24 protein-coding genes and 1 tRNA gene are annotated in these 26,444 nt (G+C 66.9%); 16 read left to right on the top strand and 9 right to left on the bottom strand.

What is annotated here, in order from left to right; all coding sequences use genetic code 11:
• Positions 1-2 precede the first annotated feature (2 nt).
• From kdpE to ABNX08_RS15345, 6 genes are all read left to right on the top strand, one after another.
• Positions 3-698, top strand: coding sequence for a two-component system response regulator KdpE (gene kdpE, locus ABNX08_RS15370; RefSeq protein ID WP_349604151.1), 696 nt, complete (start codon positions 3-5; stop codon positions 696-698).
• A gap of 191 nt (positions 699-889) precedes the next feature.
• Positions 890-1,279, top strand: coding sequence for a cupin domain-containing protein (locus tag ABNX08_RS15365; RefSeq protein ID WP_022535957.1), 390 nt, complete (start codon positions 890-892; stop codon positions 1,277-1,279).
• Positions 1,280-1,329: 50 nt separating this feature from the next.
• On the top strand, positions 1,330-2,307 hold the full coding sequence (locus tag ABNX08_RS15360; RefSeq protein ID WP_022535956.1) for a tripartite tricarboxylate transporter substrate binding protein: 978 nt from the start codon (positions 1,330-1,332) through the stop codon (positions 2,305-2,307).
• A 37-nt stretch (positions 2,308-2,344) separates the two neighbouring features.
• A complete protein-coding gene (locus ABNX08_RS15355) occupies positions 2,345-3,511 on the top strand; it encodes an acyl-CoA dehydrogenase family protein (RefSeq protein ID WP_349604154.1) in 1,167 nt (388 codons plus the stop codon).
• A 12-nt stretch (positions 3,512-3,523) separates the two neighbouring features.
• Entirely contained in the window at positions 3,524-4,684 is a 1,161-nt protein-coding gene (locus tag ABNX08_RS15350) for a CoA transferase (protein ID WP_349604155.1), read from the top strand.
• Positions 4,685-4,754: 70 nt separating this feature from the next.
• Entirely contained in the window at positions 4,755-5,522 is a 768-nt protein-coding gene (locus ABNX08_RS15345) for an IclR family transcriptional regulator (RefSeq protein WP_022535953.1), read from the top strand.
• Positions 5,523-5,640: 118 nt separating this feature from the next.
• Here ABNX08_RS15345 and ABNX08_RS15340 read toward each other — a convergent pair.
• From ABNX08_RS15340 to fdxA, 3 genes are all read right to left on the bottom strand, one after another.
• Positions 5,641-5,716: transfer RNA gene (locus ABNX08_RS15340), tRNA-Asn, on the bottom strand.
• Positions 5,717-5,970: 254 nt separating this feature from the next.
• Positions 5,971-7,080, bottom strand: a complete 1,110-nt coding sequence (locus ABNX08_RS15335; RefSeq protein ID WP_022535952.1) for an NAD(P)/FAD-dependent oxidoreductase — start codon at positions 7,078-7,080, stop codon at positions 5,971-5,973.
• Between the two features lie 77 nt (positions 7,081-7,157).
• Positions 7,158-7,481, bottom strand: a complete 324-nt coding sequence (fdxA, locus tag ABNX08_RS15330; protein ID WP_022535951.1) for a ferredoxin FdxA — start codon at positions 7,479-7,481, stop codon at positions 7,158-7,160.
• A gap of 307 nt (positions 7,482-7,788) precedes the next feature.
• On the opposite strand from fdxA, the gene ABNX08_RS15325 reads away from it, so the two are divergent.
• From ABNX08_RS15325 to rmuC, 6 genes are all read left to right on the top strand, one after another.
• A complete protein-coding gene (locus ABNX08_RS15325; RefSeq protein WP_041681542.1) occupies positions 7,789-8,346 on the top strand; it encodes a hypothetical protein in 558 nt (185 codons plus the stop codon).
• Positions 8,347-8,413: 67 nt separating this feature from the next.
• A complete protein-coding gene (gene pncB, locus ABNX08_RS15320) occupies positions 8,414-9,592 on the top strand; it encodes a nicotinate phosphoribosyltransferase (RefSeq protein WP_349604159.1) in 1,179 nt (392 codons plus the stop codon).
• Between the two features lie 81 nt (positions 9,593-9,673).
• Positions 9,674-10,360 carry a lactate utilization protein C gene (locus tag ABNX08_RS15315; RefSeq protein WP_349604160.1) on the top strand — a complete coding sequence of 229 codons (687 nt, stop codon included), beginning with the start codon at positions 9,674-9,676 and terminating at the stop codon, positions 10,358-10,360.
• A gap of 169 nt (positions 10,361-10,529) precedes the next feature.
• The gene (locus ABNX08_RS15310; RefSeq protein ID WP_349604161.1) at positions 10,530-11,954 is read left to right on the top strand and encodes a sodium:proton antiporter; all 1,425 of its coding nucleotides are present in this window, start codon (positions 10,530-10,532) and stop codon (positions 11,952-11,954) included.
• Between the two features lie 4 nt (positions 11,955-11,958).
• A complete protein-coding gene (locus ABNX08_RS15305; RefSeq protein ID WP_022535946.1) occupies positions 11,959-12,954 on the top strand; it encodes a D-glycerate dehydrogenase in 996 nt (331 codons plus the stop codon).
• Between the two features lie 35 nt (positions 12,955-12,989).
• Complete coding sequence (gene rmuC / locus ABNX08_RS15300) at positions 12,990-14,474, top strand: DNA recombination protein RmuC (protein ID WP_022535945.1); 1,485 nt, start codon at positions 12,990-12,992, stop codon at positions 14,472-14,474.
• Positions 14,475-14,561: 87 nt separating this feature from the next.
• Here the strand turns inward: rmuC and ABNX08_RS15295 are convergent, their stop codons facing one another.
• The 5 genes from ABNX08_RS15295 to ABNX08_RS15275 all read right to left on the bottom strand — a co-directional run bounded on the left by ABNX08_RS15295 (position 14,562) and on the right by ABNX08_RS15275 (position 21,500).
• Positions 14,562-14,840 carry a hypothetical protein gene (locus ABNX08_RS15295; protein WP_022535944.1) on the bottom strand — a complete coding sequence of 93 codons (279 nt, stop codon included), beginning with the start codon at positions 14,838-14,840 and terminating at the stop codon, positions 14,562-14,564.
• A gap of 206 nt (positions 14,841-15,046) precedes the next feature.
• Positions 15,047-16,336, bottom strand: a complete 1,290-nt coding sequence (gene glp / locus ABNX08_RS15290) for a gephyrin-like molybdotransferase Glp (protein WP_349604163.1) — start codon at positions 16,334-16,336, stop codon at positions 15,047-15,049.
• Between the two features lie 19 nt (positions 16,337-16,355).
• A complete protein-coding gene (gene mobA, locus ABNX08_RS15285; RefSeq protein ID WP_022535942.1) occupies positions 16,356-16,955 on the bottom strand; it encodes a molybdenum cofactor guanylyltransferase MobA in 600 nt (199 codons plus the stop codon).
• Positions 16,956-16,982: 27 nt separating this feature from the next.
• Positions 16,983-18,107, bottom strand: a complete 1,125-nt coding sequence (gene moaA, locus ABNX08_RS15280) for a GTP 3',8-cyclase MoaA (protein WP_349604165.1) — start codon at positions 18,105-18,107, stop codon at positions 16,983-16,985.
• A gap of 273 nt (positions 18,108-18,380) precedes the next feature.
• On the bottom strand, positions 18,381-21,500 hold the full coding sequence (locus ABNX08_RS15275; protein ID WP_022535940.1) for an Rne/Rng family ribonuclease: 3,120 nt from the start codon (positions 21,498-21,500) through the stop codon (positions 18,381-18,383).
• 805 nt (positions 21,501-22,305) lie between these two features.
• On the opposite strand from ABNX08_RS15275, the gene ABNX08_RS15270 reads away from it, so the two are divergent.
• The 4 genes from ABNX08_RS15270 to ABNX08_RS15255 all read left to right on the top strand — a co-directional run bounded on the left by ABNX08_RS15270 (position 22,306) and on the right by ABNX08_RS15255 (position 25,640).
• Entirely contained in the window at positions 22,306-23,307 is a 1,002-nt protein-coding gene (locus ABNX08_RS15270) for an RluA family pseudouridine synthase (protein WP_349604168.1), read from the top strand.
• Between the two features lie 30 nt (positions 23,308-23,337).
• The gene (locus tag ABNX08_RS15265) at positions 23,338-23,997 is read left to right on the top strand and encodes an HAD-IA family hydrolase (protein ID WP_022535938.1); all 660 of its coding nucleotides are present in this window, start codon (positions 23,338-23,340) and stop codon (positions 23,995-23,997) included.
• Positions 23,990-24,388 carry a Rieske 2Fe-2S domain-containing protein gene (locus ABNX08_RS15260; RefSeq protein ID WP_022535937.1) on the top strand — a complete coding sequence of 133 codons (399 nt, stop codon included), beginning with the start codon at positions 23,990-23,992 and terminating at the stop codon, positions 24,386-24,388. Before ABNX08_RS15265 ends, ABNX08_RS15260 begins: the two co-directional genes overlap by 8 nt.
• Positions 24,389-24,452: 64 nt before the next feature.
• Entirely contained in the window at positions 24,453-25,640 is a 1,188-nt protein-coding gene (locus tag ABNX08_RS15255; RefSeq protein ID WP_349604171.1) for a S49 family peptidase, read from the top strand.
• Positions 25,641-25,698: 58 nt separating this feature from the next.
• Here the strand turns inward: ABNX08_RS15255 and ABNX08_RS15250 are convergent, their stop codons facing one another.
• Positions 25,699-26,430 (bottom strand): SAM-dependent methyltransferase, encoded by a 732-nt coding sequence (locus ABNX08_RS15250; RefSeq protein ID WP_022535935.1) that lies wholly within the window; start codon positions 26,428-26,430, stop codon positions 25,699-25,701.
• Between the last annotated feature and the right edge of the window lie 14 nt (positions 26,431-26,444).

Genomic DNA, 26,444 nt, shown 5'->3' with positions numbered 1-26,444 from the left:
CAATGCCCTTCGAGTTCGCGCCCACGGTGCTGCTGGTGGAAGACGAGCCCCATATCCGCCGCTTCGTGCGCGCGGCGCTGCAGGACGAGGGCTGCACCGTGCATGAGGCCGAATCGCTGCAGCGCGGCCTGATCGAGGCCGGCACGCGCCAGCCCGACCTGGTGATCCTGGATCTCGGCCTGCCCGATGGCGACGGCGTATCGATGATCGGCGAGCTGCGCACCTGGGCCGAAGTGCCGGTGCTGGTGCTGTCTGCGCGCACCGACGAGTCCGAAAAAATCCGCGCGCTTGACGCCGGCGCCGACGACTACCTGACCAAGCCCTTCGGCGTGGGCGAACTGGTGGCGCGCCTGCGCGTGCTGCTGCGCCGGCATGCGCGCAGCGGGGCGCAAGGCAAGGCGCAGGTGGCGTTCGGCGAGATCGCCGTGGACCTGGCCAACCGGCAGGTCACGCGCGCGGGCGAGCCGGTGCACCTGACGCCAATCGAATACCGGCTGCTGGCTGTGCTGCTGGCGCATCGCGGCAAAGTCATGACCCACCGCGAGCTGCTGCGCGAGGTGTGGGGGCCGTCGCATGCCGAAAGCAGCCAGTACCTGCGCGTCTATATGGGCCACCTGCGCCACAAGCTGGAGGCGGATCCCGCGCGCCCGGCCTACCTGCTGACCGAGATCGGCGTGGGCTACCGCTTCGCCGGCTAGCCCAGGCATTACGCTCTGGGCACTTCTTTGCCGATCACGCCCCGCGTGAGGCCGGCGCTCGCCCTGCCATCCCTCCCGGTAAACCCGCAACGGCCCCGAAATCGTTTGACGGACTAATTCATATGTATAAACTGTTATTCATAAATATGAATTTATCGCCGTCCCATGGCGAACCCCGACAGGAGCACAGCGTGCAGGACAGTCCGGTTTATTTCATCTCGACCGACGAGGTCGAGGGCTACCACCCCGCCAACCATGTCGGCACGCTCAACCGCCGGCTGATCGGGCCCGAGACCGTAGGCTCGCGCCATCTCGAGGTGATCCACGGCACCATCGAGAAGGGCAAGGGCGCGCTGCCGCACGCGCATCCCGGCATCGAGCAGGTCTGCTACGTGCTGGAAGGCCGCGCCGTGGCCGAGGTAGGCGGCCAGCGCAAGGAACTGGGTCCGGGCGACTGCTGTTTCTTCCCGCCGGACGAGATGCACGTGTTCACGGTGGTCAGCGACGAACCGGCCAAGATTCTCGTCATCTATTCCCCACCATATGAGGAATCCCCCGAGCGCGTGATACGGCCCGCCTGAGATGCGGCCGGCCACGGCAAGGGTTCATATAACTACAGGAGACAACAATCGTGAAGTCCATCAAGAACGCCTTTGCCAGCCTGGTGCTCGGGTGCACCGCCGCGCTGGCGCCGCTGGCTGCCACGGCTGCCGACGAATTCCCGTCCAAGCCGCTGCGCCTGGTGGTCCCGTTCGCCGCCGGCAGCGGCACCGACGCCGTTGCGCGCCTGACCGCCAAGTCCCTGGGCGAGTCGCTGCATCAGCCGGTGGTGGTGGACAACAAGCCCGGCGCCAACGGCACCATTGCCGCCGAGTTCGTGGCCAAGGCCCCGGCCGACGGCTACACGCTGTTCATGACCACCAACACCACGCACTCGGCCAACCCCTCGCTGATGAAGCAGCTTCGCTATGACCCGGTCAAGGATTTCACGCCGGTCTCGCGCATGGGCAACCTGCCGTTCATGCTGGTGGTCAATCCGCAACTGCCGGTGAAGACGCTGCGCGAATTCATCGACTACGCCAAGGCGCACCCGGGCATGAGCTACGCCAGCGGCAACAGCACCGGCATCGTCGCCGGCGCCACGCTGTCGAAGATGGCCGGACTGAAGATGCTGCACGTGCCGTACAAGAGCACGCCACCGGCCATGACCGACGTGATGGGCGGCCAAGTGCAGGCGATGTTCGTCGACTTCGCCGCCGGCATCGCCAACGTGCGTGCCGGCAAGCTGCGCGCGCTGGCCGTGACCACGGCGCAGCGCAGCGCGCTGCTGCCCGACCTGCCGCCCGTAGCCAGCGCAACCGAGCTCAAGGGATTCGATATCACCTCCTGGAACGGCGTGTTTGCCCCGGCCGGCGTGCCCGCGCCGGTGGTGGAGCGGCTCAACCGCGAGCTGGTCGCCATTGCCACCAGCAAGCAGCATGCGGCGCAGTTCCACGCGCTGGGCTTCGAGCCGTTCGGCAGCACACCGGCGGAGCTCAGCCAGTTTGTCGTGGCCGAGCTGCAGAAGTGGTCGCGCCTGGTGAAGGACGCGGGCATCCAGCCGGAATGAGCGCGCAACTGACAACCAGACTCCACAGGTAACGCATATGAATTTCGATCTCTCCGAAGACCAGGCATCGATCGTCGAGGCCGTGCAGCAGGTCTGCACGCAGTTCGACATGGAGTACTGGGACCGGCTCGACAAGTCCGCCACCTACCCGCACGAGTTCTACAAGACGCTGTGCGAAGGCGGCTGGCTGGGCGTGGCGATGCCCGAGGCGTTCGGCGGCGCCGGGCTGGGCATCCTCGAGGCGGCGCTGGTGATGCAGACCATCTCGCAGTCGGGCGCGGGCATGACCGGCGCGTCAGCGGTGCATATGAACGTGTTCGGCCTGAACCCGGTGGTGGTGTTCGGCACCGACGAGCAGAAGGGCCGCTTCCTGCCGCCGCTGATTGCCGGCAAGGAGAAGGCCTGCTTCGGCGTGACCGAGCCCGACGCGGGCCTGGACACGACCAAGCTCAAGACCTTTGCGCGCAAGGTGCCGGGCGGCTATTCGGTGAGCGGGCGCAAGATCTGGATCTCGACCGCGCAGGTGGCCGACCGCATGCTGCTGCTGGCGCGCACCACGCCGCTGGAGTCGGTGAAGAAATCGACCGAAGGGCTGTCGCTGTTCTACACCAAAGTCGACCGCAGCAAGATCGAGATCCGCGAGATCGACAAGATGGGCCGCGCCGCCGTCGATACCAACATGCTGTTTATCGACGACCTGTTTATCCCGGAGGAAGACCGCATCGGGGAAGAGGGCAAGGGCTTCGAGTACATCCTGCACGGATTGAATCCGGAGCGCATCCTGATCGCCGCCGAGGCCATCGGGCTGGGCCGAGCGGCGCTGGCGATCGCCACGCAGTACGCCAAGGAGCGGGTGGTGTTCGGCCGCCCGATCGGCATGAACCAGGGCGTGCAGCATCCGCTGGCGCAGGCCTGGATGCAGCTGGAATCGGCCAACCTGATGATGCTCAAGGCCGCCGCGCGCTATGACGCCGGCCAGTCCTGCGGCGCCGAAGCCAATGCGGCCAAGTACCTCGCCGCCGAGGCCGGCCACAATGCCTGCCAGACCGCGATCCTGACGCTGGGCGGCATGGGCTATTCGCGCGAGTGCCGCGTGGAGCGGCTGCTGCGCGAGTCGTATATCCCGCGCATCGCGCCGGTCAGCCCGCAGCTCATCATGTGCTTCATTGCCGAGCGCGTGCTGGGTTTGCCCAAGTCGTACTGAACGGGAGCGACGATGCCAGACGAACAAGCGCAGGTTCCCGCCGCCACTGGTCCGCTGGCCGGCATCCGCGTGATCGACATGACCTCGGTCGCGATGGGGCCGTATGCGACCCAGATCCTCGGCGACATGGGCGCCGAAGTCATCAAGGTCGAACCGCCCGCCGGCGACGTGTTCCGGCATGCCGAGCCGGCGCGGCACGCCGCGATGGGCGCCAGCTTCCTGAACCTGAACCGCAACAAGCAGTTCATCGTGATGGACGTGAAGCAGCCGGAAGACCTGGCCGCGTTGAAGGCGTTGATCGCCACGGCCGATGTCTTTGTCTCCAACGTGCGGCCGCAATCGCTGCGCAAGCTCGGGCTGGACTATGCCTCGCTGCGCGCGGACCATCCGCGGCTGATCTACTGCGGCGCTTACGGCTATTCGGAGGAGGGCCCCTACGCGGGCGCGCCGGCGTTCGACGACATCATCCAGGCGCGCAGCGGCATGGCGCAGTTCCAGGGCGCCAATTCAAACGAGGGGCCGCAGTACGTCAACACCATCCTGGCCGACAAGGTGGCCGGGCTGACCGTGGCCTACGCGATCCCGATGGCGCTGTACGAGCGCGAGCGCTCCGGCCAGGGCCAGGCCATCGAGGTGCCGATGTTCGAGACGCTGGTGTCCTTCCTCGCCACCGAGCAACTGGCCGGGCAGACCTTCATCCCGCCGCTGGGGGCGGCCGGCTATCCCCGCGTGATGTCGGCGCACCGCAAGCCTTACCGCACGCGCGACGGCCATATCGCACTGCTGCCTTATACCAGCGCGCAATGGCTGCGCTTCTTCGATGTCTCGGGCCATGCGCAACTGGCGCGCGACCCGCGCTATGCCACGCCGGCCGCGCGCAGCGCCAATATCGATGCGCTCTACGCCACCCTGGCCGAGATCGTCGCGCAACGCACCACCGCGGAGTGGCTGGACCTGCTGCGCGATGCCGATATCCCGCACAGCGAAGTGCCGCACTTCGACAGCCTGGCCGATGACCCGCACCTGCGCGCCACCGGCATGATGTTCGAGTATGACCACCCGAGCGAAGGCCGGCTGCGCGGCGTGGGGATCCCTACGCGCTTCTCGCGCACGCCGGGCAATATCCGCCGCTGGCCGCAGGCCTTGCCGCAAGCCGAAGACGGGGACGGCTGACCCGCCTTGCCGAACGGCGCCGCCGCGTACAATCCCGGCCAACGGATACTGAAGTCGAGGAAGCCAAACGATGGCAGAAAACGAAGCGGCCGAGAAATCCGGTTACGCCAGCGTCAAGACCGCGCTGCGCGTGATCGAGATCATGGAGATCTATGCGCGCGAAGGGCGCTCGCTGACGCTGACCGAGCTAGCCAAGCTGCTGGGCGCGCCCATGTCGAGCTGCCTGGGGCTGATCCGCACGCTGGCCTCGCTCGGCTACCTGTACGAAACCGGCCGCCGCCAGGGCTACTACCCGACGCGCCGGCTGCTCGATATCGCCCAGCGTATCGCTCGCAACGACCCGCTGCTCGAACGCGTGCAGCCGGTGCTGGAGTCGCTGCGCGACACCACCGGCGAGACGGTGATCTTTGGCAAGCTGCAGGATGACGGACGGGTGCTGTACCTGGAGGTGCGCGAGTCCGCCAATCCGGTGCGCTATATCGCTGCGCCGGGCGAACTGCGCGATGCGCATGTGAACTCCATCGGCCGCGCCATCCTCGGCGCGATGCCCGCGGCGACGCGCGCCGAACTGCTGGAAGGCGTGTCGTTTGCCTCGCGCACGGCGCGCACCGTGGCTTCGGTGCAGGCATTCGAAGCCGCGATGCAGCAATGGCAGGCGCAAGGGTGGTATCCGAATTTCGGCGAGTCGTTCCCGGACCTGGGGGCCATCGCCACTCCCGTGACCATTGGCGGGGCAACCTATGGCTTGTCGGTGGCGGGGCCGCTGCATCGGGTCGAACTCAATGCAATGGGCATTGTGGAGGCGCTGAAGATCGCCGGGGACTCGCTGCAGGGATAAGCAGGGAAGGGACGCGGGCATTGCGGCAGTGCTGTCGGCCGCCGTGATTGCCTGCGGTAGAAATGCAAAGCACAAAACGAAAAAGCCCGGTGCATATGCACCGGGCTTCCGTATCGGTTGGCTCCCCGACCTGGGCTCGAACCAGGGACCTGCGGATTAACAGTCCGTCGCTCTACCGACTGAGCTATCGGGGAACAGCTGAGAAAGAAATTATAGCCAGTTTCTCTTTTCTTCGTCAACACCTTTTCGACGTATTGTTCTTGTCGCCAGGTGTCTGGAAGCTTCCGGCTTGCTGCGTTTCACGATGGTGAAGGGCATCTCTGCTGGCTTCAGGCCTTCGCGTTCAACAGCGAGGCCGAATTATAGCCACGCTTTCTGATTTGTGCCAGAAAAAACCGCCTCGCGGCGGTTTTTTCTGCGGCACCTGATCGTGGCAATCGCCAGCCGGTCAGTCGAACACCGGCGATTCCACGCCGAGGATCTTGTGCAGCTTCGGCGAGGTGGTGGTGTACTGCATGTGGATCTTCTTCTCGGGGAAGATATACGGCGCAGCACCGAACGCGGCCAGCGCAGCCTCGTGGAAGCCCGACAGGATCAGCTTCTTCTTGCCGGGGTAGGTGTTGATGTCGCCCACCGCGAAGATGCCCGGGATGTTGGTCTCGAACTTCTCGGTGTCCACCTTGATCTGCTTGCGCTCCAGGTCCAGGCCCCACTCGGCGATCGGGCCGAGCTTGGGCGACAGGCCGAAGAACACCAGCAGGTCGTCCAGCGGCAGGCGGCGGGTCACGCCGTCGGCGCCGGTCACCTTGATCTCGGTGAGCACGCCGTCCTTCTCTTCATAGCCGCCGATCTGGCCGACCACGAACTGCATTTCCAACTGTTCGCACAGTTCCTTCATCTTGGCGACCGAGGCGGGCGCGGCGCGGAAGCCGTCGCGGCGGTGGATCATCACCACCGACTCGGCCTTGCCGACCAGGTCCAGCGTCCAGTCCAGCGCGGAGTCGCCGCCACCGACGATCACCAGATTGCGGCCATGGAATCGGCTCGGATCCTTGACGCGGTAGAACAGCTGCTTGCCGTCGAACTTGTCGAGGCCCTCGACCTTCAGCGTACGCGGCTGGAACGAGCCCACGCCGGCGGCGATGAAGATGGTCTTGGTGATAAAGCGGGTTCCGAGCGAGGTCTCGACGAAGAAGCGGCCGTCTTCACGGCGCTCGACCACGGCGACTTCCTGGCCCAGGTGGAAGGTGGGCTCGAACGGCTCGATCTGCTTGAGCAGGTTGTCGGTCAGTTCCTGGCCGGTGCAGATGGGCACGGCCGGGATGTCATAGATGGGCTTGTCCGGATACAGCTCCACGCACTGGCCGCCGACCACCTTCAGGGAATCGATGACGTGCGCCTTGATTTCAAGCAGGCCCAGCTCGAAGACCTGGAACAGGCCCACCGGACCGGCACCGACGATCAGCGCATCGATTTCCAGCGGCTGGCCGCCGGCGGGGTTGCCGCCTTCGACCTGCCTGGTCGTGTCGGCAACGGGATTTGGAATGCTCAAGTCCATATTCGTCCTGATACGTTGGTGGGGCACCGTGTGCCCGGTATTGCGGAAAGCGCGTGGGGACGGCTTTCTTTTTCGTGTCAGCGCTGCAGGTACTGCAGCTTGTCGGTGGCGTCCTTCCATTCCTCGGCCTCGGCCAGCGGGGCCTTGGTCTTGGTAATGGAGGGCCATGCGCGCGCCAGCTCGGCGTTCAGGTCGATGAACTGCTGCTGGTCGCCCGGAACGTCTTCCTCGGCGTAAATGGCATTCACCGGGCATTCGGCCACGCACACGGCGCAGTCGATGCACTCATCCGGGTCGATGGCCAGGAAGTTGGGGCCTTCGCGGAAACAATCGACCGGACACACGTCAACGCAGTCTGTGTAGCGGCAACGGATGCAGGATTCGGTGACAACGTGAGTCATTTCGGTTCCAGGAAAACAGGTCGGCTTTTAATGGGAAACTGTTAGGGCCGCTTCTTGCCGGCGGACGCGCCCCATCTGCAACGGTTGCAGCATGGGCTGGACGAGCGCCGGCCGAGGCCTTTCGGAAGCCGATATTGTAGCCGAGCCTTCCGGCAAGGATAGCGGGTCTATATAGCCGGATCAGATAGTTTTCTTATTTCTTTATGTGCTTTTGATCCAACGCATGGCGGCCGGCTGGCGCGCCGGCGCGTCCCGGCGCATGATGGAGGCCGCCCGCATGTCACATGTATCCGGCCGGGAGACCCATATGCCACGCCAGCCTAGCCGTTTCCGTCCTGCCCGCCTGCGGCGCCATGCCGCGGTCCTGCCTGTGCTTGTGCTGTGGACGGCATTTTGCTCGCACATCGATCCCGTCTCCGCACAGACCCTGGCCCAGCCCGGCATGGCCGACAGCGTGGTGTCGCGCCTGGTGGCGTGGCGCGCCCGTTCCGATGCGCCGGTCGCGCTGCCAGCCCTGACCGCGTTCGACTGGGACCACTTCAGCGTGACCGACTCGCCCGCGGGCGACGCCATCGCCCATTGCGGCCGCGCCGGCCTGATGCCGTGCGGGCCCGAGTTGCAGCCGCAGCCAGGCGACCGGGTCCAGGTGCTGCGCTTCGAGCGCGCGGGCACGCCGGTCTACACCGAGCGCATCCTGGCCGGCGACGGCGCTTTTGCCGAGCCCTTGCCGCAGCAGGTGCCGCGCGGCGCCGCCACGCTGGTGTCGTGCGCCGGTGCGGACGGCCGCCAGCTCTGGTGCCTGCAGGGCAAGGCCAAGGGCAGGGCGACACCGCGGCGTCCGCAGCCGTTCCTCGACGGCGCCTGAGCGCCACGCGCGCAGGCAGACTTCGGTTAGCATGTCGGACTGACCCGGCATCGCCGTCTGGCTCGCTATGATCATCCAGTCTCTGCTCGACACCGACCTGTACAAGTTCACGATGATGCAGGTGGTGCAGCATCAGTTTCCGCAGGCACAGGTCGAATACCGCTTCAAGTGCCGCAACGCGGGCGTCGACCTGACGCCGTATATCGACGAGATCCGCGCCGAGGTGGCGCACCTGTGCCAGTTGCGCTTCACCGACGACGAACTGGCCTACCTGCGCGGGCTGCGCTTTATCAAGAGCGATTTCGTCGACTTCCTTGGCCTGTTCCACCTGAACGAGAAGTACGTGTCGGTGCGGCCGGCGCCGCAGGGCAACGGCGAGATCGAGATCTCGATCATCGGCCCGTGGCTGCATACCATCATGTTCGAAGTGCCGGTGCTGGCGATCGTCAACGAGGTCTATTTCCGCCGCACCCAGCCCCGGCCGGACCTCGCCGAAGGCCGCCGCCGGCTGGAAGACAAGCTGGCACTGCTGAAGACGCCGGAGGTCGCCGATTGCATCATCGCCGACTACGGCACGCGCCGGCGCTTCTCGCGCGACTGGCAGGAAGAGGTGCTGCTGACCATGCGGCGCGTGCTCGGGCCGCAGCTGGCCGGCACCAGCAACGTCCACTTTGCCCGCCTGCACAATATGGTGCCGCTCGGCACGATGGCGCATGAATACCTGCAGGCGTGCCAGGCGTTGGGGCCGCGGCTGCGCGATTCGCAGGTGTACGCGCTGGAGCGGTGGGCACGCGAGTACCGCGGCGACCTGGGCATCGCGCTGTCCGACACCTATGGCTTCGATGCCTTCCTGCGCGACTTCGACCTCTACTTCTGCAAGCTCTTCGATGGTGTGCGCCATGATTCCGGCGACCCGATGCTGTGGGGCGAGCGCATGGTCGCCCACTATGCCGCCAATCGCGTCGACCCGCGCACCAAGACGCTGATCTTCAGCGACAGCCTCGACATTCCGCGCGTGATCGAACTGTACGAGCGCTTCCATGGCCGGTGCCGGCTGGCCTTCGGCGTCGGCACCAACCTGACCAACGACCTGGGCTACACGCCGCTGCAGATCGTCATCAAGATGGTGCGCTGCAACGGGCAGCCGGTGGCCAAGCTGTCGGATACGCCGGAGAAGACCATGTGCGACGATGCCGGCTACCTTACCTACCTGCGTCAGGTGTTCTCGGTCAAGGCGGCGCCATAGCCGACTCAGCGCACGGCGGCCAACACTATAATCGGCGCATCGCATACCAGCCGCGCCCCGCGACAAGAACAACCAGGCCATATGGAAACCAACGACGCCCGCGACCGCATCTTTGCCCGCATCCGTGCCGCCCAGGGCAGGCCGGTCAGGCCGACCTCCGGCGAGCGCGAGGCGGTGGCTGACTACCTCGCGCGCCATCCGCAGGGCCCGCGGCCGATGCCCGCCGCCGACCTGACCGAGCATTTCCTGGCGCAGGCGCAGCGCATGGCCTCGACCGTCGATCGCGTGGCGACCATGGAGGAGGTGCCCGCCGCCACCGTGCGTTTTCTCGACAGCCTAAGCCTGGTCCACCGCGCGGTGGCCTGGGATGCGCTGGGCGCGCTGCCGTGGCAGGCCGCGGGAATCGAAGTGGAATGCCGGCCGCCGGTGCGCGAGGTCGAGGCCGACCACGATCATGGCGACCTGGTCGGCATCACCGGCTGCTTTTGCGCGATCGCTGAGACCGGTTCGCTGATGCTGCTGTCGGGGCCGACCACGTTTGCTTCGGCCGCGCTGCTGCCCGAGACCCATGTGGCGGTGGTGCCGCGCTCGCGCATCGTCGCGGGCCTGGAGGACGCCTTTGCGCTGGTGCGCAGCGAGCGCGGCGAGCTGCCGCGCGCCACCAATATCATCAGCGGCCCGTCGCGCACGGGCGATATCGAACAGACCATCGTGCTGGGCGCGCACGGCCCGTACCGCGTACATGTGATCCTGGTGGAGCAAGCCTGAGCGCTTGCTGACCCGCCGCAAGAAATGTGGCATCAGGCGCGTAGCCCAAGGGCGGCGCGCGAGGTGGTTGAATTACACTTGCAGGCTTGCCTTTGCGCACTGCCCCGGCGCGGCGGCAATGCGCAATGCGCTGATCAATGCTGCATTCCCGCCAAGGAGATCCTGCCTGATGCGACTTGCCACCGCGCTGTTGCCACTGCTGGCCATGCTGGCCGCCTTTCCCGTTTCCGCCCACGCGGCGGACCTCGACGGCGCCTCGCTGTCTCCGCTCTGGGGGCTGCCGTTCGCCGGCATCCTGCTGTCGATCGCGCTGTGGCCGCTGCTCGCGCCGAAGTTCTGGCATCACCACTATGGCAAGATCGCCGCGGGCTGGGGGCTGCTGTTCCTGCTGCCGTTCGCGCTGGTGTTCGGCGCGCATGCGGCCACCGCCAGCGCGGTCCACGCGCTGCTGGCCGAGTACATCCCATTTATCGCGCTGATCGCCGCGCTCTACATCGTCGCCGGCGGCATCTGCGTGCGTGGCAACCTGCACGGCACGCCAAGGCTCAATACCGGGATCCTGGCGCTGGGCACGGTGCTGGCCAGCTTTATGGGCACCACCGGCGCGGCCATGCTGCTGATCCGGCCGTTGCTGCGCGCCAACGACAACCGCCGCCATGTGGCGCACGTGGTGGTGTTCTTTATTTTCCTGGTGGCCAACGCCGGCGGCGCGCTGACGCCGCTGGGCGACCCGCCGTTGTTCCTCGGCTTCCTGAAGGGCGTGGAGTTCTTCTGGACCATGCGCAATATCTACCTGGAGACGCTCTTTATCTGCGTGGTGCTGCTGGCGCTGTTCTACCTGGTCGACCGCCACTATTACCGCAACAAGGAAGAGGAACTGCCACCCCGCAGCGATCCGACGCCGGATTCGGGCGGCATCGCCATCGAAGGCAAGTTCAACTTCATGCTGCTGCTGGCCGTGATCGGGCTGGTGCTGATGAGCGGGCTGTGGAAGCCGGGCATCTCGTTCGACATCCTGGGCACCGAAGTGCTGCTGCAGGCCGCGGTGCGCGATGTGCTGCTGGTGGTGGTGGCAGTGGTGTCGCTGCTGGTCACGCCGCAATCCGCGCGCGCCGGCAATGAGTTCAACTGGGAGCCGATCCTGGAAGTGGGCAAGCTGTTCGCCGGTATCTTCCTGACTATCATCCCGGTGATCGCCATGCTCAAGGCCGGCACCGACGGCGCCTTCGCTGGCGTGATTCGCGCGGTCAGCGACAGCAACGGCCAGCCGGTCGACAGCATGTACTTCTGGGCCACCGGGGTGCTGTCCTCGTTCCTGGACAACGCGCCGACCTACCTGGTGTTCTTCAACACCGCCGGGGGTGACCCCGCCACGCTGATGACGCGCGATGCCTCGACGCTGGCAGCGATCTCGGCGGGTGCCGTATTCATGGGCGCGAATACCTATATCGGCAACGCGCCCAACCTGATGGTCAAGGCCATCGCCGAGAACCGCGGCGTGCGCATGCCGAGCTTCTTCGGCTATATGCTGTACTCGGGCATCTTCCTGGTGCCGCTGTTCGTCATCATGACCTTCCTTTTCTTCCACGTGTGATGCCATGAAGCCGTCCGTACTTGTCACCCGCGCCATCTATCCCGAAGTCATTGCGCACCTGGCGCAGTATTTCGATGTCGACGACAACCAGCAGGACGCGGTGCTCGACGCTGCTGCGCTGAAGGCGCGCCTGGCGGGCAAGGCCGGCGTGCTGGCCAACGCCGCCGACCGCATCGACGGCGACGTGATTGCGGGGCTGCCGTCGCTGCGTGCGGTCTGCAATATGGCGGTCGGCTACAACAACCTGGACGTGCCGGCGCTGACGGCTGCCGGGATCGTCGCGACCAATACGCCGGACGTGCTCACCGAGACCACCGCCGACTTCGGCTGGGCACTGCTGATGGCGACCGCGCGCCGCGTGACCGAGGCCGAGCACTACCTGCGCGCCGGCAAGTGGCAGCGCTGGAGCTACGACATGCTGGTCGGCATGGACCTGTATGGCAGCACGCTGGGCATCCTGGGCATGGGCCGCATCGGCCAGGCGCTGGCACGCCGCGCCGCCGGGTTTGGCATGACGGTGCTGTACCACAACCGCAGCCAGCTTCCGCAGGAGACCGAACGCGAGCTCAATGCGCGCTATGTCAGCAAGGAAGACCTGCTGCGCCAGTCCGACCACCTGCTGCTGGTGCTGCCGTACGGCCCGCAGAGCCACCACGCCATCGGCGCGGTGGAGCTGGCGCTGATGAAGCCGACCGCCACGCTGGTCAACCTGGCGCGCGGCGGCATCGTCGACGACGCCGCGCTGGCGCAGGCGCTGCGCGACAAGCGCATCTTCGGCGCCGGCCTCGATGTGTTCGAGGGCGAGCCCAGCGTCCATCCGGACCTGCTGACCGTGCCGAACGTCGTGCTGACGCCGCATATCGCCAGCGCCTCTGAGAAGACCCGCCGCGCGATGGCGATGCTGGCCGCCGACAACCTGATCGCCGCGCTCGACCAGGGCCCGCAGGCCGGCCATCCGCCCACCGTGATCAATCCTGAAGTGATGCCGCATCGCCGCTGACCCGGCCGGCCCGTCGCCAACCTGATTCCTGCTGCATGTCCCTGATTCCGTTCCTGACGCTGGCCGTGGCGCTGCTCGCGGTCGTTTTGCTGGTGGTGGTGCTGTTGCGGCAGCAGGCGGCTGCGCCGGGCGCCGACCTGGCGCGGCAGCTGGCCGAGGTGCGCGTAGAGAGTGTCCACGGCATGGAGCGGCTCGAGCGCGAGGTGCGTTCCGAGGTGGCAGGGGCCGCGCGCGGCAACCGGGACGAGTCGGCACAGCAGATGCTGCGCTTCCAGCAGGCGTTGTCGTCGCAGCTGACCGGCATCGCCACGCTGCAGAACAACCAGATCGACACCTTTGCGCAGCAGCTGGCCAAGCTGACCGAGTCCAACACCCAGCAGCTCGAGCAGGTGCGCCAGCACCTGATGCTGCAGGGCCAGCAGGCGCGCGACGAGCAGGCCGGTTCGCTGCGCCGCTTCGGCGACGGGCTGCAGCAGCAGCTGGCGCAGATGTCGGAGGCCAACGAGCGGCGGCTGGCCGAAGTGCGCGCCACGCTCGAGCAGAAGCTGCAAGCCATCGAGGCCAACAACGCCGCCAAGCTCGAGGAGATGCGCCGCACCGTCGACGAGAAGCTGCATGCCACGCTGGAACAGCGCCTGGGCGAGTCGTTCCGGCTGGTATCGGACCGCCTGGAGCAGGTGCACCGCGGCCTGGGCGAGATGCAGGTGCTGGCGCAGGGCGTGGGCGACCTGAAGAAGGTGCTGACCAATGTGAAGTCGCGCGGCACCTGGGGCGAAGTCCAGCTGGAAATGCTGCTGGAGCAGATGCTGACGCCGGAGCAGTACGGCAAGAACGTCGAGACCGTGCGCAACTCCGGCGCGCGGGTGGAATTCGCGATCCGGCTGCCGGGCAAGTCGGCGGGTGGTGACAATGCGCCGGTCTGGCTGCCGATCGACGCCAAGTTCCCCAAGGAGCAATACGAACGCCTGGTCGATGCGCAGGAGCGCGGCGACGCGGATGGGGTGATCGCCTTCGGCCGTGAGCTGGAAGTGGCGCTGCGGCGCGAGGCCCAGACCATCGCCGAGAAATACCTGTCGCCGCCGCAGACCACGGATTTCGCGATCCTGTTCCTGCCGACCGAGGGCTTGTACGCCGAAGTGCTGCGGCGCCCCGGTCTGACCGACCTGCTGCAGCGTGATTACCGCGTGACCGTGTCAGGGCCCACTACACTGACGGCGCTGCTGAACAGCCTGCAGATGGGCTTCCGCACGCTGGCGCTGGAAAAGCGATCGAGCGAGGTGTGGGAGGTGCTGGGGGCGGTCAAGACCGAGTTCGGCAAGTTCGGCGACGTGCTGGCCAAGACCCGGGATACGCTGGAGCGCGCCGCACGCAATATCGAGCAGGCAGAAGTGCGCACGCGCCAGATGGCGCGCAAGCTGCGCACGGTGGAAGCGCTGCCGGGCGATGCCGCCCAGCAGTTGCTGGGCCTCAATGCGGCGGATGCCGAAACGCCGGAAACGCTGGAAGACAACGGCGGTTGAGCGCCGCAGGTCAGGAAGGAAAAGAGCCTCGCAGGAGGCCGTTCGGCGGCGACCGGCGTGCTGCCGGGCACGACTTCAGCGCGCTGCTCAGTCGTCTTCTGGCGCCAGTTCGCGCACGTGGACTTGAATGCCACCAAAGCGCGCGGCCACCCAGTTGTAGGCCTTGCACGCCAGCCACAGCAGCCCGAAGCCGATCAGCGCATTCAGGATGATGGCGCTGAAAACCGTGATCGCCGGCAGGTCACCATAGCGGATGAAGGTGACGAACAGGCCGAGCGAAACAATCGGCAGCGAGAAGCACAGGTAGACCAGCACCAGCGCGCGGGCGGTCTTGACGGGGTGGAGGTAGGCGATCTCCTGATTCATCACGGGGAATAACTCGAATAATTCTGAATCGTGCGCCAAGTGTAACGATTGGGCCGTCACCCGCATAGCCTGCCGCCCGCTGGGCAGGCGAAAGCACTGCGCCCGGCGCATTGCAGCCGCAAATGTGCGGCACAAATACGACACATAGATACAAGGGCCTGGGCGCTGCCGGTCCCTTGATGGCTCAGATTGGCCTCGGGCTCAGCTCAGACCAGGCCGTCGAACAGCATCACCTCGACCGGGTCTCCGGCCTTGACCGAATCCTGCTCGTGGCCAAGCACGATAAAACAGTTGGCTTCGCTCATCGAGCGCAGCACCCCTGAGCCTTGCTGGCCGGTGATGCGCACTTCCCACTGTCCGTCCGCCGCTTGCGCCAGGATGCCGCGCTGGTACTCGGTGCGGCCGGGCTTCTTGCGGATCGCCTGCGCGCTGCGCACACGCAAGAGCGGCAGCGGTGGCACGCTGGCGCCCATCAGCCGGTGCAGCGCGGCGCGCACGAAGTGGTAGAAGGTGACCATCACGGCGACCGGGTTGCCCGGCAGGCCGAACAGCAGCGCGTCGCGGCCGTTGGAATTGATGCGTCCAAAGGCCATCGGCCGGCCCGGGCGCATGGCGATCTTCCAGAACGTGACGTCGCCCAGCCGCGCCATGATCTGCTTGGTGTAGTCGGCCTCGCCGACCGAGACGCCGCCGGAGGTGATGACCGCGTCGGCGGTCTCGCAGGCGGTGCGGAAGGCGGCCTCGAGCGCGTCAGGGTCGTCGCGTACCACGCCCATGTCGAGCAGTTCGACATTCATCCGCCGCAGCATGCCGTGCAGCGTGTAGCGGTTGGAGTCGTAGACGCAGCCGGCGTCGAGCGGCTCGCCGATCGAGCGCAGTTCGTCGCCGGTGGAGAAGAAGGCCACGCGCAGGCGCCGGCGCACGCGCACCTCGGCCACGCCCAGCGAGGCCAGCAGGCCCAGGTCGGCGGGCTGCACCACGCGTCCGGCCTGCAGCGCGGCCTGGCCGCGCGCCAGGTCTTCGCCGCGCAGGCGGCGGTTGTCGCCGGTGCGCACGCAGTCGGCGGCAAAGCGGATACGCGCGCCGTCGGCCAGGGCCTCGACGAATTCCTGCGGCACCACGGTGTCGCAGCCTGCGGGCATTACCGCGCCGGTCATGATGCGCACCGCCTGTACCGCGGTGGGGGCCAGCTCGCCCGCGCCGCCGGCGAAGGCGGTGCCGATCACTTCCAGATCGACCGTGTCCGTCTGCGCGGCGGCGAGCGTTTCGCCCCGGAAGGCGTAGCCGTCCATAGCCGAGTTGTCATGCGCCGGCACGTCAATGGACGAGACGATGTCCTCGGCCAGCACGCGGTCCAGCGCGCTGCGGATCGGCACCTGTTCGATGCCGCGTACCGGCTCAACCACCTCGCCGATGATGCGGTTGGCCTGGTCCACCGGCAGGGCGGTGGGGTCGTAGTCGGAAAGGCAGGAGATGACGGATTGCAGGGTGGGCATGGTGGCTCGGCGGCTGTGTTTAGCGGCTTTCGTGCGTACGCAGTTCGTCCAGGGTGTTGATATTGGCAAAGGCCGCGGCGTCTTCGAACAGCACTTCGGCCAGCCGGTGCGAGGCGGCCCAGGTCTCGATCTTGCGGCCGCCGCCGGAAAGATAAGCCACCAGGCTTTCGAGCGCACTGACCGGCATCAGGCAGAACACGGGCTGGGTCTGGCGCCGGCCGTCTTCATCCAGCGTGACCGGGATCGCCAGCTCCGCGCCTTCGGCCTCGAGCGCCTGTGCCAGCCGCGCCACCAGGTCGGTTGGCAGGAAGGGCGAGTCGCACGGCGCGGTCACCATCCACGGTGTCGGGCACTGTTCCAGGCCGGCCAACATGCCGGCCAGCGGGCCGGCAAAGTCGGGCACGGAGTCGGTGTAGACCGGCACGCCGAACGATTCATAGGCGGCCAGGTTGCGGTTGGCATTGATCATCAGCCCGCCTACCTGCGGCGTGAGCCGCATCATCGTGTGCATCGCCATCGGCGTGCCGCGCAGCGGCTGCAGTCCCTTGTCGGTGCCGCCCATGCGGCTGCCCCTGCCGCCTGCGAGGATCAGGCCGGTGATGTCGTCGCGTGCAATCATGAAGGAGGGTTGGGTCTGGCGGCGGAATCAGCCGCCGATGTAGGACATCTCGATCTTGCGCTCGGCGCGGGCCTGGCGCACGGCCGGGTTGCCGCGCTGCTCGGAGTAGTTGTCGGTGCGGGCCTGCCATACCTGCGCGATCGCGTTGGAGATCTCCAGGTCGCTGTGGCCGCCGCGCAGCAAGGCGCGCAGGTCATAGCCCTCGGTGGCGAACAGGCACAGGTAGAGCCGGCCTTCGGTGGACAGGCGGATGCGGCTGCAGTCGCCGCAGAAGGCGTGGGTGACGCTGGAGATCACGCCGATCTCGCCGCTGCCGTCGCGGTAGCGCCAGCGCTCGGCGGTCTCGCCGGAATAGTTGGCCTGCATCGGCTCGAGCGGGAATTCGGCATCGATGCGGCGCACGACTTCGGCCGAGGGCAGCACCTCGTCCATCTGCCAGTGGTTGCTGGCGCCCACGTCCATGAACTCGATAAAGCGCACGATGATGCCGCTGTGGCGGAAATAGCGCGCCATCGGCACGATTTCCTGGTCGTTGGTGCCGCGCTTGACGACCATGTTGACCTTGATCGGCGCCAGCCCGACCGCTTGCGCGGTCTCGATGCCATGCAGCACGTCGGCGACGGCGAAGTCGACATCGTTCATGCGGCGAAAGATGGCGTCGTCGATCGCGTCCAGGCTTACGCTGACACGGGTCAGGCCGGCATCGCGCAGGGCGCGTGCCTTGCGTGCCAGCAGCGAGGCGTTGGTGGTCAGTGTCAGATCCAGCGGCTTGCCCGAGACAGTCTCGATCTTCGCCAGCATCTCGACCAGGTGCTCGATGTTCTTGCGCAGCAGAGGCTCGCCGCCGGTCAGGCGGATCTTCTCCACACCCTGGGCGACGAACAGGCGGGCGGTGCGCTCGATTTCCTCGAAGCTCAGCAGTTCGGAGTGCGGCAGGAAGGTGTAGTCCTTGTCGAAGACTTCCTTCGGCATGCAGTAGACGCAGCGGAAATTGCAGCGGTCCGTCACCGAAATGCGCAGGTCATGCAGCGGCCGGCCGCGGGTGTCGGCCACCAGGCCGGTGGGCGCAACCAGCTTGCCAGGAATACTGGGCGTCATCGAACGGTAGCGATGCTCGCGCAGGTCGAAAATCGGAATGACGGATTCGGTCATGGCCTGTGGGTGGGCGCTGCTTCCGGGGAGCGGCGCTGCGGGGCAGGGCGCCCGGGGGCCGGATGCATTCTGCTGCCATTCTAGCCGAGGCGGGGGTGGGGCATCCGTATTCCCATTATTGCCGGTATTTACGCAGGGGCTTGCGGGTAGTTTGCGACATGAAAAAAGGGACGGCGTGGCCGTCCCTTTACCCTTGGCTGCCGGTCCTGCTGCAACCGGCGGCATGTGCGCCCGGAGGCTCGCCGGCGGCGAGCCCGCGGGGCACCGGCCCGCTTACTGCTGCGACGCCATTTCCACCTCGCGGCCACCGGTCTCGACCAGGATCATCGGACCGTGCGGCAGCGGCGGCAGCGGCTTGCGCTCGCGCGGCACCCGCGGGGCGGGCGCGACGCGGGCAGCAGCTTCCTGGGCCGAGCGCAGCTTGTCGCTGTCGGTATGGACCCACTGCAGGCCGACGGAGGCGAGCATCGGCTCGAGGTTCTCCATTGCTGCCGGGGCGGCGGCCACGGCCGGTGCGGCCGGTGCTGCAGCAACCACCGGGGCCGCCGGTGCGAATGCCACGGCCGGCTCGGCTGCCGGTGCCGGCGTGACCACCGGCTCGGCAACTTCCGCCACGGCCGGGGCGGTCTCAACGGCGGCGCTCACGACCGGCTCGGCCACGGCTTCGGCAGCGACGGCTTCCGTCACTGCGGGGGCGGTCACCGGGGCAGCCTGCTCGGCCACGGGTGCTGTCGCCGGCGCAGTCTCAGTTGCCGGCGCGGGCGTCACGCCCTCCGGCACGGCGATGCGGATCGCTTCGACGGCTTCGGCGGCGGCAGCGACGGCTACCGCAGCTTGCGGTGCGGGTTCCGCTTGCGGGACAGCTTGGGGGGCAGCCTCGGCGGTCACCGGGGCGACGCCTTCAGCAGCTTCCTGGGCGAATTCGCCTTCACCTTCGCCTTGCGTACCTTGCGCCGTCTCGTCGCGTTCGCGTCGATAGCGGTTGCGGCCACGGCGGTTGCGGCGGCGGCGTTCTTCACCTTCCGCGGCGGTCTCTGCCACGCCCTCGGCGCCTTCCGGCAGTTCGGCACGGACGGCCTGCGACTCTTCCGCGAAGGCCTGCGGCGCCACGCCCAGTGCCTGGGCGGCGGCTACGGCTTCCGGCTGCGGCGCTTCGCCGGCTTCGGCTTCACGCAGGTCGCTGCGCTCGCGCTGGCGGTCACGCTGGCGCTCGCGGCGCTCCTGGCTGCGCTCGCGGCGGCCTTCCTGGCGGGCTTCGGCGCGTTCGCCCTGGCCACGCTCGGCTTGCGCTGCTTCGCCCATGCGGGCCACGGCCGGGGTGGCCTGGCCTTCACCTTGCTGGCGCGGCTGGCGGCCCTGGCGTTCGCCACGGGTCTCGCGTTGCTCGCCACGCTCACCACCCTGGCGCTCGGCGCGTTCCGCGCGCTCGGCGCGCTGGCCACGGGGCTGGCGCTCGCCACGTTCCCCGCGCTCACCACGTTCGGTCCGCTCGCCGCGCTCGGCACGCTCACCACGTTCGCCGCGCTCACCACGCTGGCCACGGCCTTCGCCACGCGGGCCGCGCTCGCGGCGGCCTTCAGCGCCGCGGGTTTCAGCGGTGGCTGCCGGCTTGGCGGGTTCCACCACCGGCGGGGTCGCCGGACGGGCGCCGAACAGGCCCTTCAGCCAGGCGATAAAGCCGCCGCTGACCACCGGCTGGGTGGCCGGGACAGGCGGGGCGGCCGGGGTTTCCGGCTTGGGCGCGCGCTCGGGACGCGGCACCGATACCGGCGCTGGCTGTTCCGGGGTGATGCCCTTGACCGCGGCTTCCTGGCGCGGCTTGGCTTCTTCCTTGCGGCGGCTGCTGTAGCTGGTGTCGGCTTCCAGTTCCTTGGCGGCAGCCTCGGCCATGCGGTAGCTGGCGGTGCTCTCTTCCAGGCGCGGATCGTCGTGGCGCAGGCGCTCCAGCTTGTAGTGCGGCGTTTCCAGGTGCTTGTTGGGGATCAGCAGCACATTGACCTTGAAGCGGAGCTCGATCAGGTTGATTTCCTGGCGCTTCTCGTTCAGCAGGAAGGCAGCCACCTCCACCGGCACCTGGCAATGGATGGCGGCGGTGTTTTCCTTCATCGCCTCTTCCTGGATGATGCGCAGCACCTGCAGGGCGGACGATTCGGTATCGCGGATATGGCCGGTGCCGTTGCAGCGCGGGCAAGTGATGTGCGAGCCCTCCGACAGCGACGGGCGCAGGCGCTGGCGCGACAGCTCCATCAGGCCGAAGCGGCTGATCTTGCCCATCTGCACGCGGGCGCGGTCGTGGCGCAGCGCGTCCTTCAGGCGCGTTTCCACGTCCTTCTGGGCCTTGCCCGACTCCATGTCGATGAAGTCGATCACGATCAGGCCGCCCAGGTCGCGCAGGCGCAGCTGGCGGGCGATCTCGTCGGCGGCCTCGAGGTTGGTGCGCAGCGCGGTTTCCTCGATGTCGGCGCCCTTGGTGGCGCGGGCCGAGTTCACGTCCACGGAGACCAGCGCCTCGGTGTGGTCGATCACGATGGCGCCGCCCGAGGGCAGCATCACCATGCGCGAATAGGCCGACTCGATCTGGTGTTCGATCTGGAAGCGCGAGAACAGGGGCACGTCGTCCCGGTACTTCTTCACGCGGCTCATGTTGTCAGGCATCACCACGCTCATGAAGGCGCGGGCCTGTTCGTAGATCTCGTCGGTGTCGATCAGGATCTCGCCGATATCCGGCTGGAAGTAATCGCGGATGGCGCGGATGACCAGGCTCGATTCCAGGTAGATCAGCAGCGGGGCCTTGTTGTCGCCGGCGGCGCCGTCGATGGCCTTCCACAGTTGCAGCAGGTAGTTCAGGTCCCACTGCAGTTCCTCGGCCGAGCGGCCGATGCCGGCGGTACGGGCGATGATGCTCATGCCGTCCGGCACGGTCAGCTGCGCCATGGTCTCGCGCAGTTCCTGGCGGTCCTCGCCCTCGATGCGGCGCGACACGCCGCCGCCGCGCGGGTTGTTCGGCATCAGCACCAGGTAGCGGCCGGCCAGCGAGATAAAGGTGGTCAGCGCCGCGCCCTTGTTGCCGCGCTCTTCCTTCTCGACCTGGACGATCAGTTCCTGGCCTTCATGCAGGGCATCCTGGATGCGCGCGTTGCGCACGTCGATGCCTTCCTTGAAGAAGGCGCGGGCCACTTCCTTGAACGGCAGGAAGCCGTGGCGCTCTTCGCCGTAGTTGACGAAGCAGGCTTCCAGCGACGGCTCGATGCGGGTGATGACGCCCTTGTAGATATTGCCCTTGCGCTGTTCGCGCCCGGCAGTCTCGATGTCGATATCGATCAGTTTCTGACCGTCGACGATGGCGACGCGCAATTCCTCCTGTTGCGTCGCGTTGAACAGCATGCGTTTCATCGCAATACCTCACTCCAGTGTCGCGGGTGGCACCGTCTGGGCGGTGTCCGCGGCGATCCATGGAGCACGCGAGGGAGCGAGCGAGGCGCGAGAATTGCCGGAAAGCGCCGCTTCGCGGGAAATGCGGGCGGCTGGGCGCGGGTGAAAGAGAGGCGATGACGTCGGGGTAACGTCCGCGGGGCGGGAGAGAACGCCGGTGGCTGCTCTTGCGCAGACATCCGGCGCGTTCCCGTGCCGGAGGCGATGCGGTACGCCGGCGCAACCGGCGCCGACGGCATCGCGGCCGGCCGCGGAAGGCCTAGACGCGTCAAAGAGCAAGTTTTTCGGACTCGGCATAGCCGCCGTTGCAGCCTGACATCTCCTGGCGGGCGCACCTACTACTTCTTGGAGTTCTGCGACCGGGCGCCAATATTTCCAGTCAGGCGGCAGGCAAGCCTGCCGGCCGGCACCGTTTCCCGGTGCGGGCGGGACTTCTCTCACCGAAGCGGATGCCGGCAGGGGCATCCGCCTTTAAATTCTGTTTTACCTGAACACTCTGTTCCCACGTCACCGCCTGCCGCGCCGAAGCCTCCTATGGGCGACTTCCTGCGTGCCGGCGATACCGTGCGTGCTGCTTTTACTGCCATTTGCCCGTCTGGCGCTCGCGGATCACGCGAAGCGGGACAAAGAACCGGGAGACGGACGGGGTTGGCGGTGACCCCAAGTGTAGAATGCGAAAAATCGAACGAAAAATCGAAGATTAATCGCTTACACAGGTCTTGCGCTGCCGGCCCCAGGCCGGGACAGCGAGGAAATTATATTGAAAATGAATGAGTTACGCCATCAAATTGAAAAGGTTGCCGAGACCGCACCGGCAAGCCCGCAGGTGGCGTATGTCACGATTGACGAAGGCTCCGAAGGCCAGCGCATCGACAACTTCCTGCTGAAGGTGGCCAAGGGGGTGCCCAAGAGCCATATCTACCGGGTGCTGCGTTCGGGTGAAGTTCGCGTGAATAAGGGGCGGATCGATGCGACTTATCGGCTGCAATCCGGCGATGTGGTTCGTATCCCGCCGATGCGCGTGGCGGCTTCGGCACAATCCGACAAGTCCCATGTACCCGCCAGCGAATTCCCCGTGCTGTTCGAGGACACCCACCTGCTGGTGGTCAACAAGCCTGCGGGCGTAGCCGTCCACGGCGGCTCGGGGGTGGCCTTCGGTGTGATCGAGCAACTACGCCAGGCCCGGCCGCAGGCCAAGTTCCTGGAACTGGTGCACCGGCTGGACCGCGAAACCTCCGGCATCCTGGTGCTTGCCAAGAAGCGTTCGGCGCTGGTGCACCTGCACGAGCAGATTCGCGGCAACGCGATGGACAAGCGCTACTACGCCTGTGTCGCCGGTGAATTCCAGAACGCGCGCCAGCATGTGAAGCTGCCTCTATATAAATACAGCACGCCGGACGGCGAGCGGCGCGTGCGGGTCCAGGCCGACGGCCTCGCCTCCCATACAGTGTTCAACCGCGTTGAGGCCTTCCGGGGCTTCACGCTGCTGGAAGCGGAACTGAAGACCGGCCGCACCCACCAGATCCGGGTGCATCTGGCGCATTCGGGATTCCCGATCGTGGGCGACGAGAAATACGGCGACTTCTCCCTGAACAAGTCGCTCGCGCGTTCCGGGGCGAACCCGGGCATCAAGCGGATGTTCCTGCACGCCCACCGGCTGGTTTTTATTCATCCGGCCACGGGCGAGCCACTGGCCGTGGAAGCGCCGCTGCCCGACGAATGCGTCGGATTCCTGCAACAATTGCGTCATCTGCACGCCCCGGAGTAGGGTAGTGCGTGAAACATCACAAGGATTACCATGGCCAGGCAACAGTTTGACCTGATCGTTTTCGACTGGGACGGGACCCTGATGGATTCGACCCCGACCATCGCCAAGTGCATCCAGCTTGCCAGCCGCGACCTGGGCCTGCCCGTGCCAGACGACAGTGCGGCAAGCCACGTCATCGGGCTCGGCCTGAAGGACGCGCTGTCCTACGCCGTACCAACGCTCGATCCGGCCGACTACCCGCGCTTGGCCGAACGCTACCGCTACCACTTCCTGACCCGCGACGCCGACCTGGTGCTGTTCGACGGCGTGCGTGAAATGCTCGAGACCCTGCGCCGCGAGCACTATTTCCTGGGCGTGGCCACCGGCAAGACCCGGGTCGGCCTGCAGCGCGCGCTGGCCACCAGCGGCCTGACCCGCCTGTTCGACGCCACGCGCTGCGCCGACGAGACCTTCTCCAAGCCGCACCCGGCCATGCTGCAGGAACTGACCCGCGAACTGGGCCAGGACATGGAGCGCACGGTGATGGTCGGCGACACCACCCATGACCTGCAGATGGCGGCCAATGCCGGCGCAGCTGGCATTGGTGTCTGCTATGGAGCGCATCCCGGCGATTCACTGCGGGCGATGGCGCCGGTGCATTGCGCCACCTCGATCGCCGACCTGACCGACTGGCTGCTGGCCCATGCCTGAAGCGGCATCCGGCCAGGCGCCGGTGCGGCTGTGCGCAGCCGGGGAACTGGAGGAGGGCGGCCTTGGCGTGCGCTTTTCGGTGGCGCTGGAGAGCCGCGAGATCGGCGCTTTCGTGGTGCGCTTCGACGGCGCCGTACATGGCTACCTGAACCAGTGCGCGCATGTGCCGATGGAGCTGGACTGGCAGGAAGGCAGGTTCTTCGATGCGTCGGGCCTATACTTGATGTGCGCCACTCATGGCGCGGTCTATGCGCCGGATAGCGGCGAGTGCGTTGGCGGGCCCTGCCGCGGCGCGTCGCTGGCCAAGCTGCGCATCGAAGAGCGCGATGGCCTGGTCTATTGGGTGCCCGAGGCCCCGTTCCGGATCGCCGGGCGCACGGACGATGCCTGAATGACGGGTATGACGGGAGGTTAAGCCCCCGGCGTATTTGCAAGCCTTTCCACGAGCGATTTGCATGACAGAACAACAGAAACCGCCTTTTGGCGAATCGGGTGAATCGGGTCAGCCGGACGAGCGCAAGGCGGCGGGCCAGGGTGCCCCGGGCGACGATTCGCAGCCGCCGGAATCCGAGCGCCTGGTCACCGCACCACACGCGGACTACCCGCTGGAAAACGAGTTGCGCGCCGGCGACGACGCCGCGCGGCATGAAGCGCGCGAGCGCAAGGCGCGCATGGCCGGTGCCACCGCGGGCGGGCCGGTGGGCGGCTCGGACTGGGAACGCGATGTGCTGGAAAGGGTGCTGACTGCATCGCTGCGCGAGCAGCGCGCGGCGCGCCGCTGGCGCATCTTCTTCCGCCTGGTCGGCCTGGCGCTGCTGGCGCTGATCTTTATTGCGCTGTTCGACTTCAAGAGTGACGGTATCAGCACCGCCAGCCGCCATACCGCGATGGTCACGCTTGAAGGCGAGATCGCCGCGGGCACACCAGCCAGCGCTGAATCGATCAACGCCTCGCTGCAGGCGGCGTTCGCCGACACCAACGCGGCCGGGGTGATCCTCAAGATCAACTCGCCGGGCGGCTCGCCGGTGCAGGCCGGCATCATCACCGACGAAATCCACCGGCTGCGCGCGCTCTATCCGTCCAAGCCGTTCTATGTGGTGGTCGAGGAGATCTGCGCCTCGGGCGGCTATTACGTGGCCGCGGCGGGCGACAAGATCTATGTCGATAAGGCCAGCATCGTCGGTTCGATCGGGGTGCTGATGGACGGCTTCGGCTTTACCGGGCTGATGGACAAGCTCGGCGTGGAGCGCCGGCTGTACACCTCGGGCGCCAACAAGGGCATGCTCGACCCGTTCTCACCGCAGGTGCCCAGGCAAAAAGCCTATGCCGAGACGATGCTCAAGGAAATCCACCAGCAGTTCATCGACGTGGTAAAGGAAGGCCGCGGTGACCGGCTCAAGAACGATCCTGAGCTGTTCTCGGGCCTGTTCTGGTCGGGTGAGCGCAGCATTGAACTGGGCCTGGCCGACGCCCTGGGCACCGCCGATTCCGTCGCGCGCGACGTGCTCAAGGCCGAGGACATTATCGACTACACGGTCAAGGAGAACATCGCCGAACGCGTGGCCAAGCGCTTCGGCGCCGCCGTGGGCACCGCGGCGATGAAGACCATGCTGTGGAGCACGCGCATGCAGGGCATGCACTGAGCTTTGCGGCAGGGCAGTCGTCAACAACAAAGGGGGCTCGCGCCCCCTTGTTGTTTTGCTACACCGCCAGCATCGAGAAGATCGCCGGGCGCTTGTGCAGCTCAAGCCGGTCAGGCCGCCAGTCCGACAGCGGCAGCGTGACGATGGTCTCGCCCGGGAGCGTCAGGTCCACTGCCACCGACAGCAGCGTGGTCCCCGCGCAGTGTTGGCGCATGGCGTCCAGCAGCGCCGCGTTGCGGTAGGGCGTTTCAATGAACACCTGCGTCTGGCTGGCCTTGCGCGAACGCTGTTCCAGCTCGCGCAGCCGCTGCGCGCGCTCGCCGGCATCGACCGGCAGGTAACCGTTGAAGGCAAAGCTCTGGCCGTTCAGGCCCGAGCCCATCACCGCCAGCAGGATCGAGCTGGGCCCGACCAGCGGGCGCACGCGAATGCGGCGCCCATGCGCCAGCCGCACCAGCTCCGCGCCGGGGTCGGCCACGGCGGGCACGCCGGCCTCGGATAGCAGGCCGCCGTCGCGGCCGGCTGCGATCGGGGCGAGCAGGTTGGCCAGCGCATCGGGGCGCGTGTTGACGTTCAGTTCGCGGATCTCGATCTGCTGGATCGGACGCGCCAGCGGCGTGGTTTCGCCCAGCTTCTTCAGGAAGGCGCGCGCGGTTTTGGCGTTCTCGGCGACAAGGTAATCGAGCCCGGCCGCGATCTGCTGCACGCCGGCCGGGATCACGTCAGCCAGCGGGTCGGCTTCGTCGCGCTTGCCAAGGGTGTTGGGGATCAGGTAAAGGATGCCGCTCATGGTTGGCTCGCCCC

The sequence above is a fragment of the Cupriavidus sp. DF5525 genome (genome assembly GCF_040149425.2).
Lineage (GTDB): Bacteria > Pseudomonadota > Gammaproteobacteria > Burkholderiales > Burkholderiaceae > Cupriavidus > Cupriavidus pickettii_A.
The sequence above is the reverse complement of the archived record's forward strand: the minus strand, read 5'-3'. Positions and strand labels throughout refer to the sequence as shown.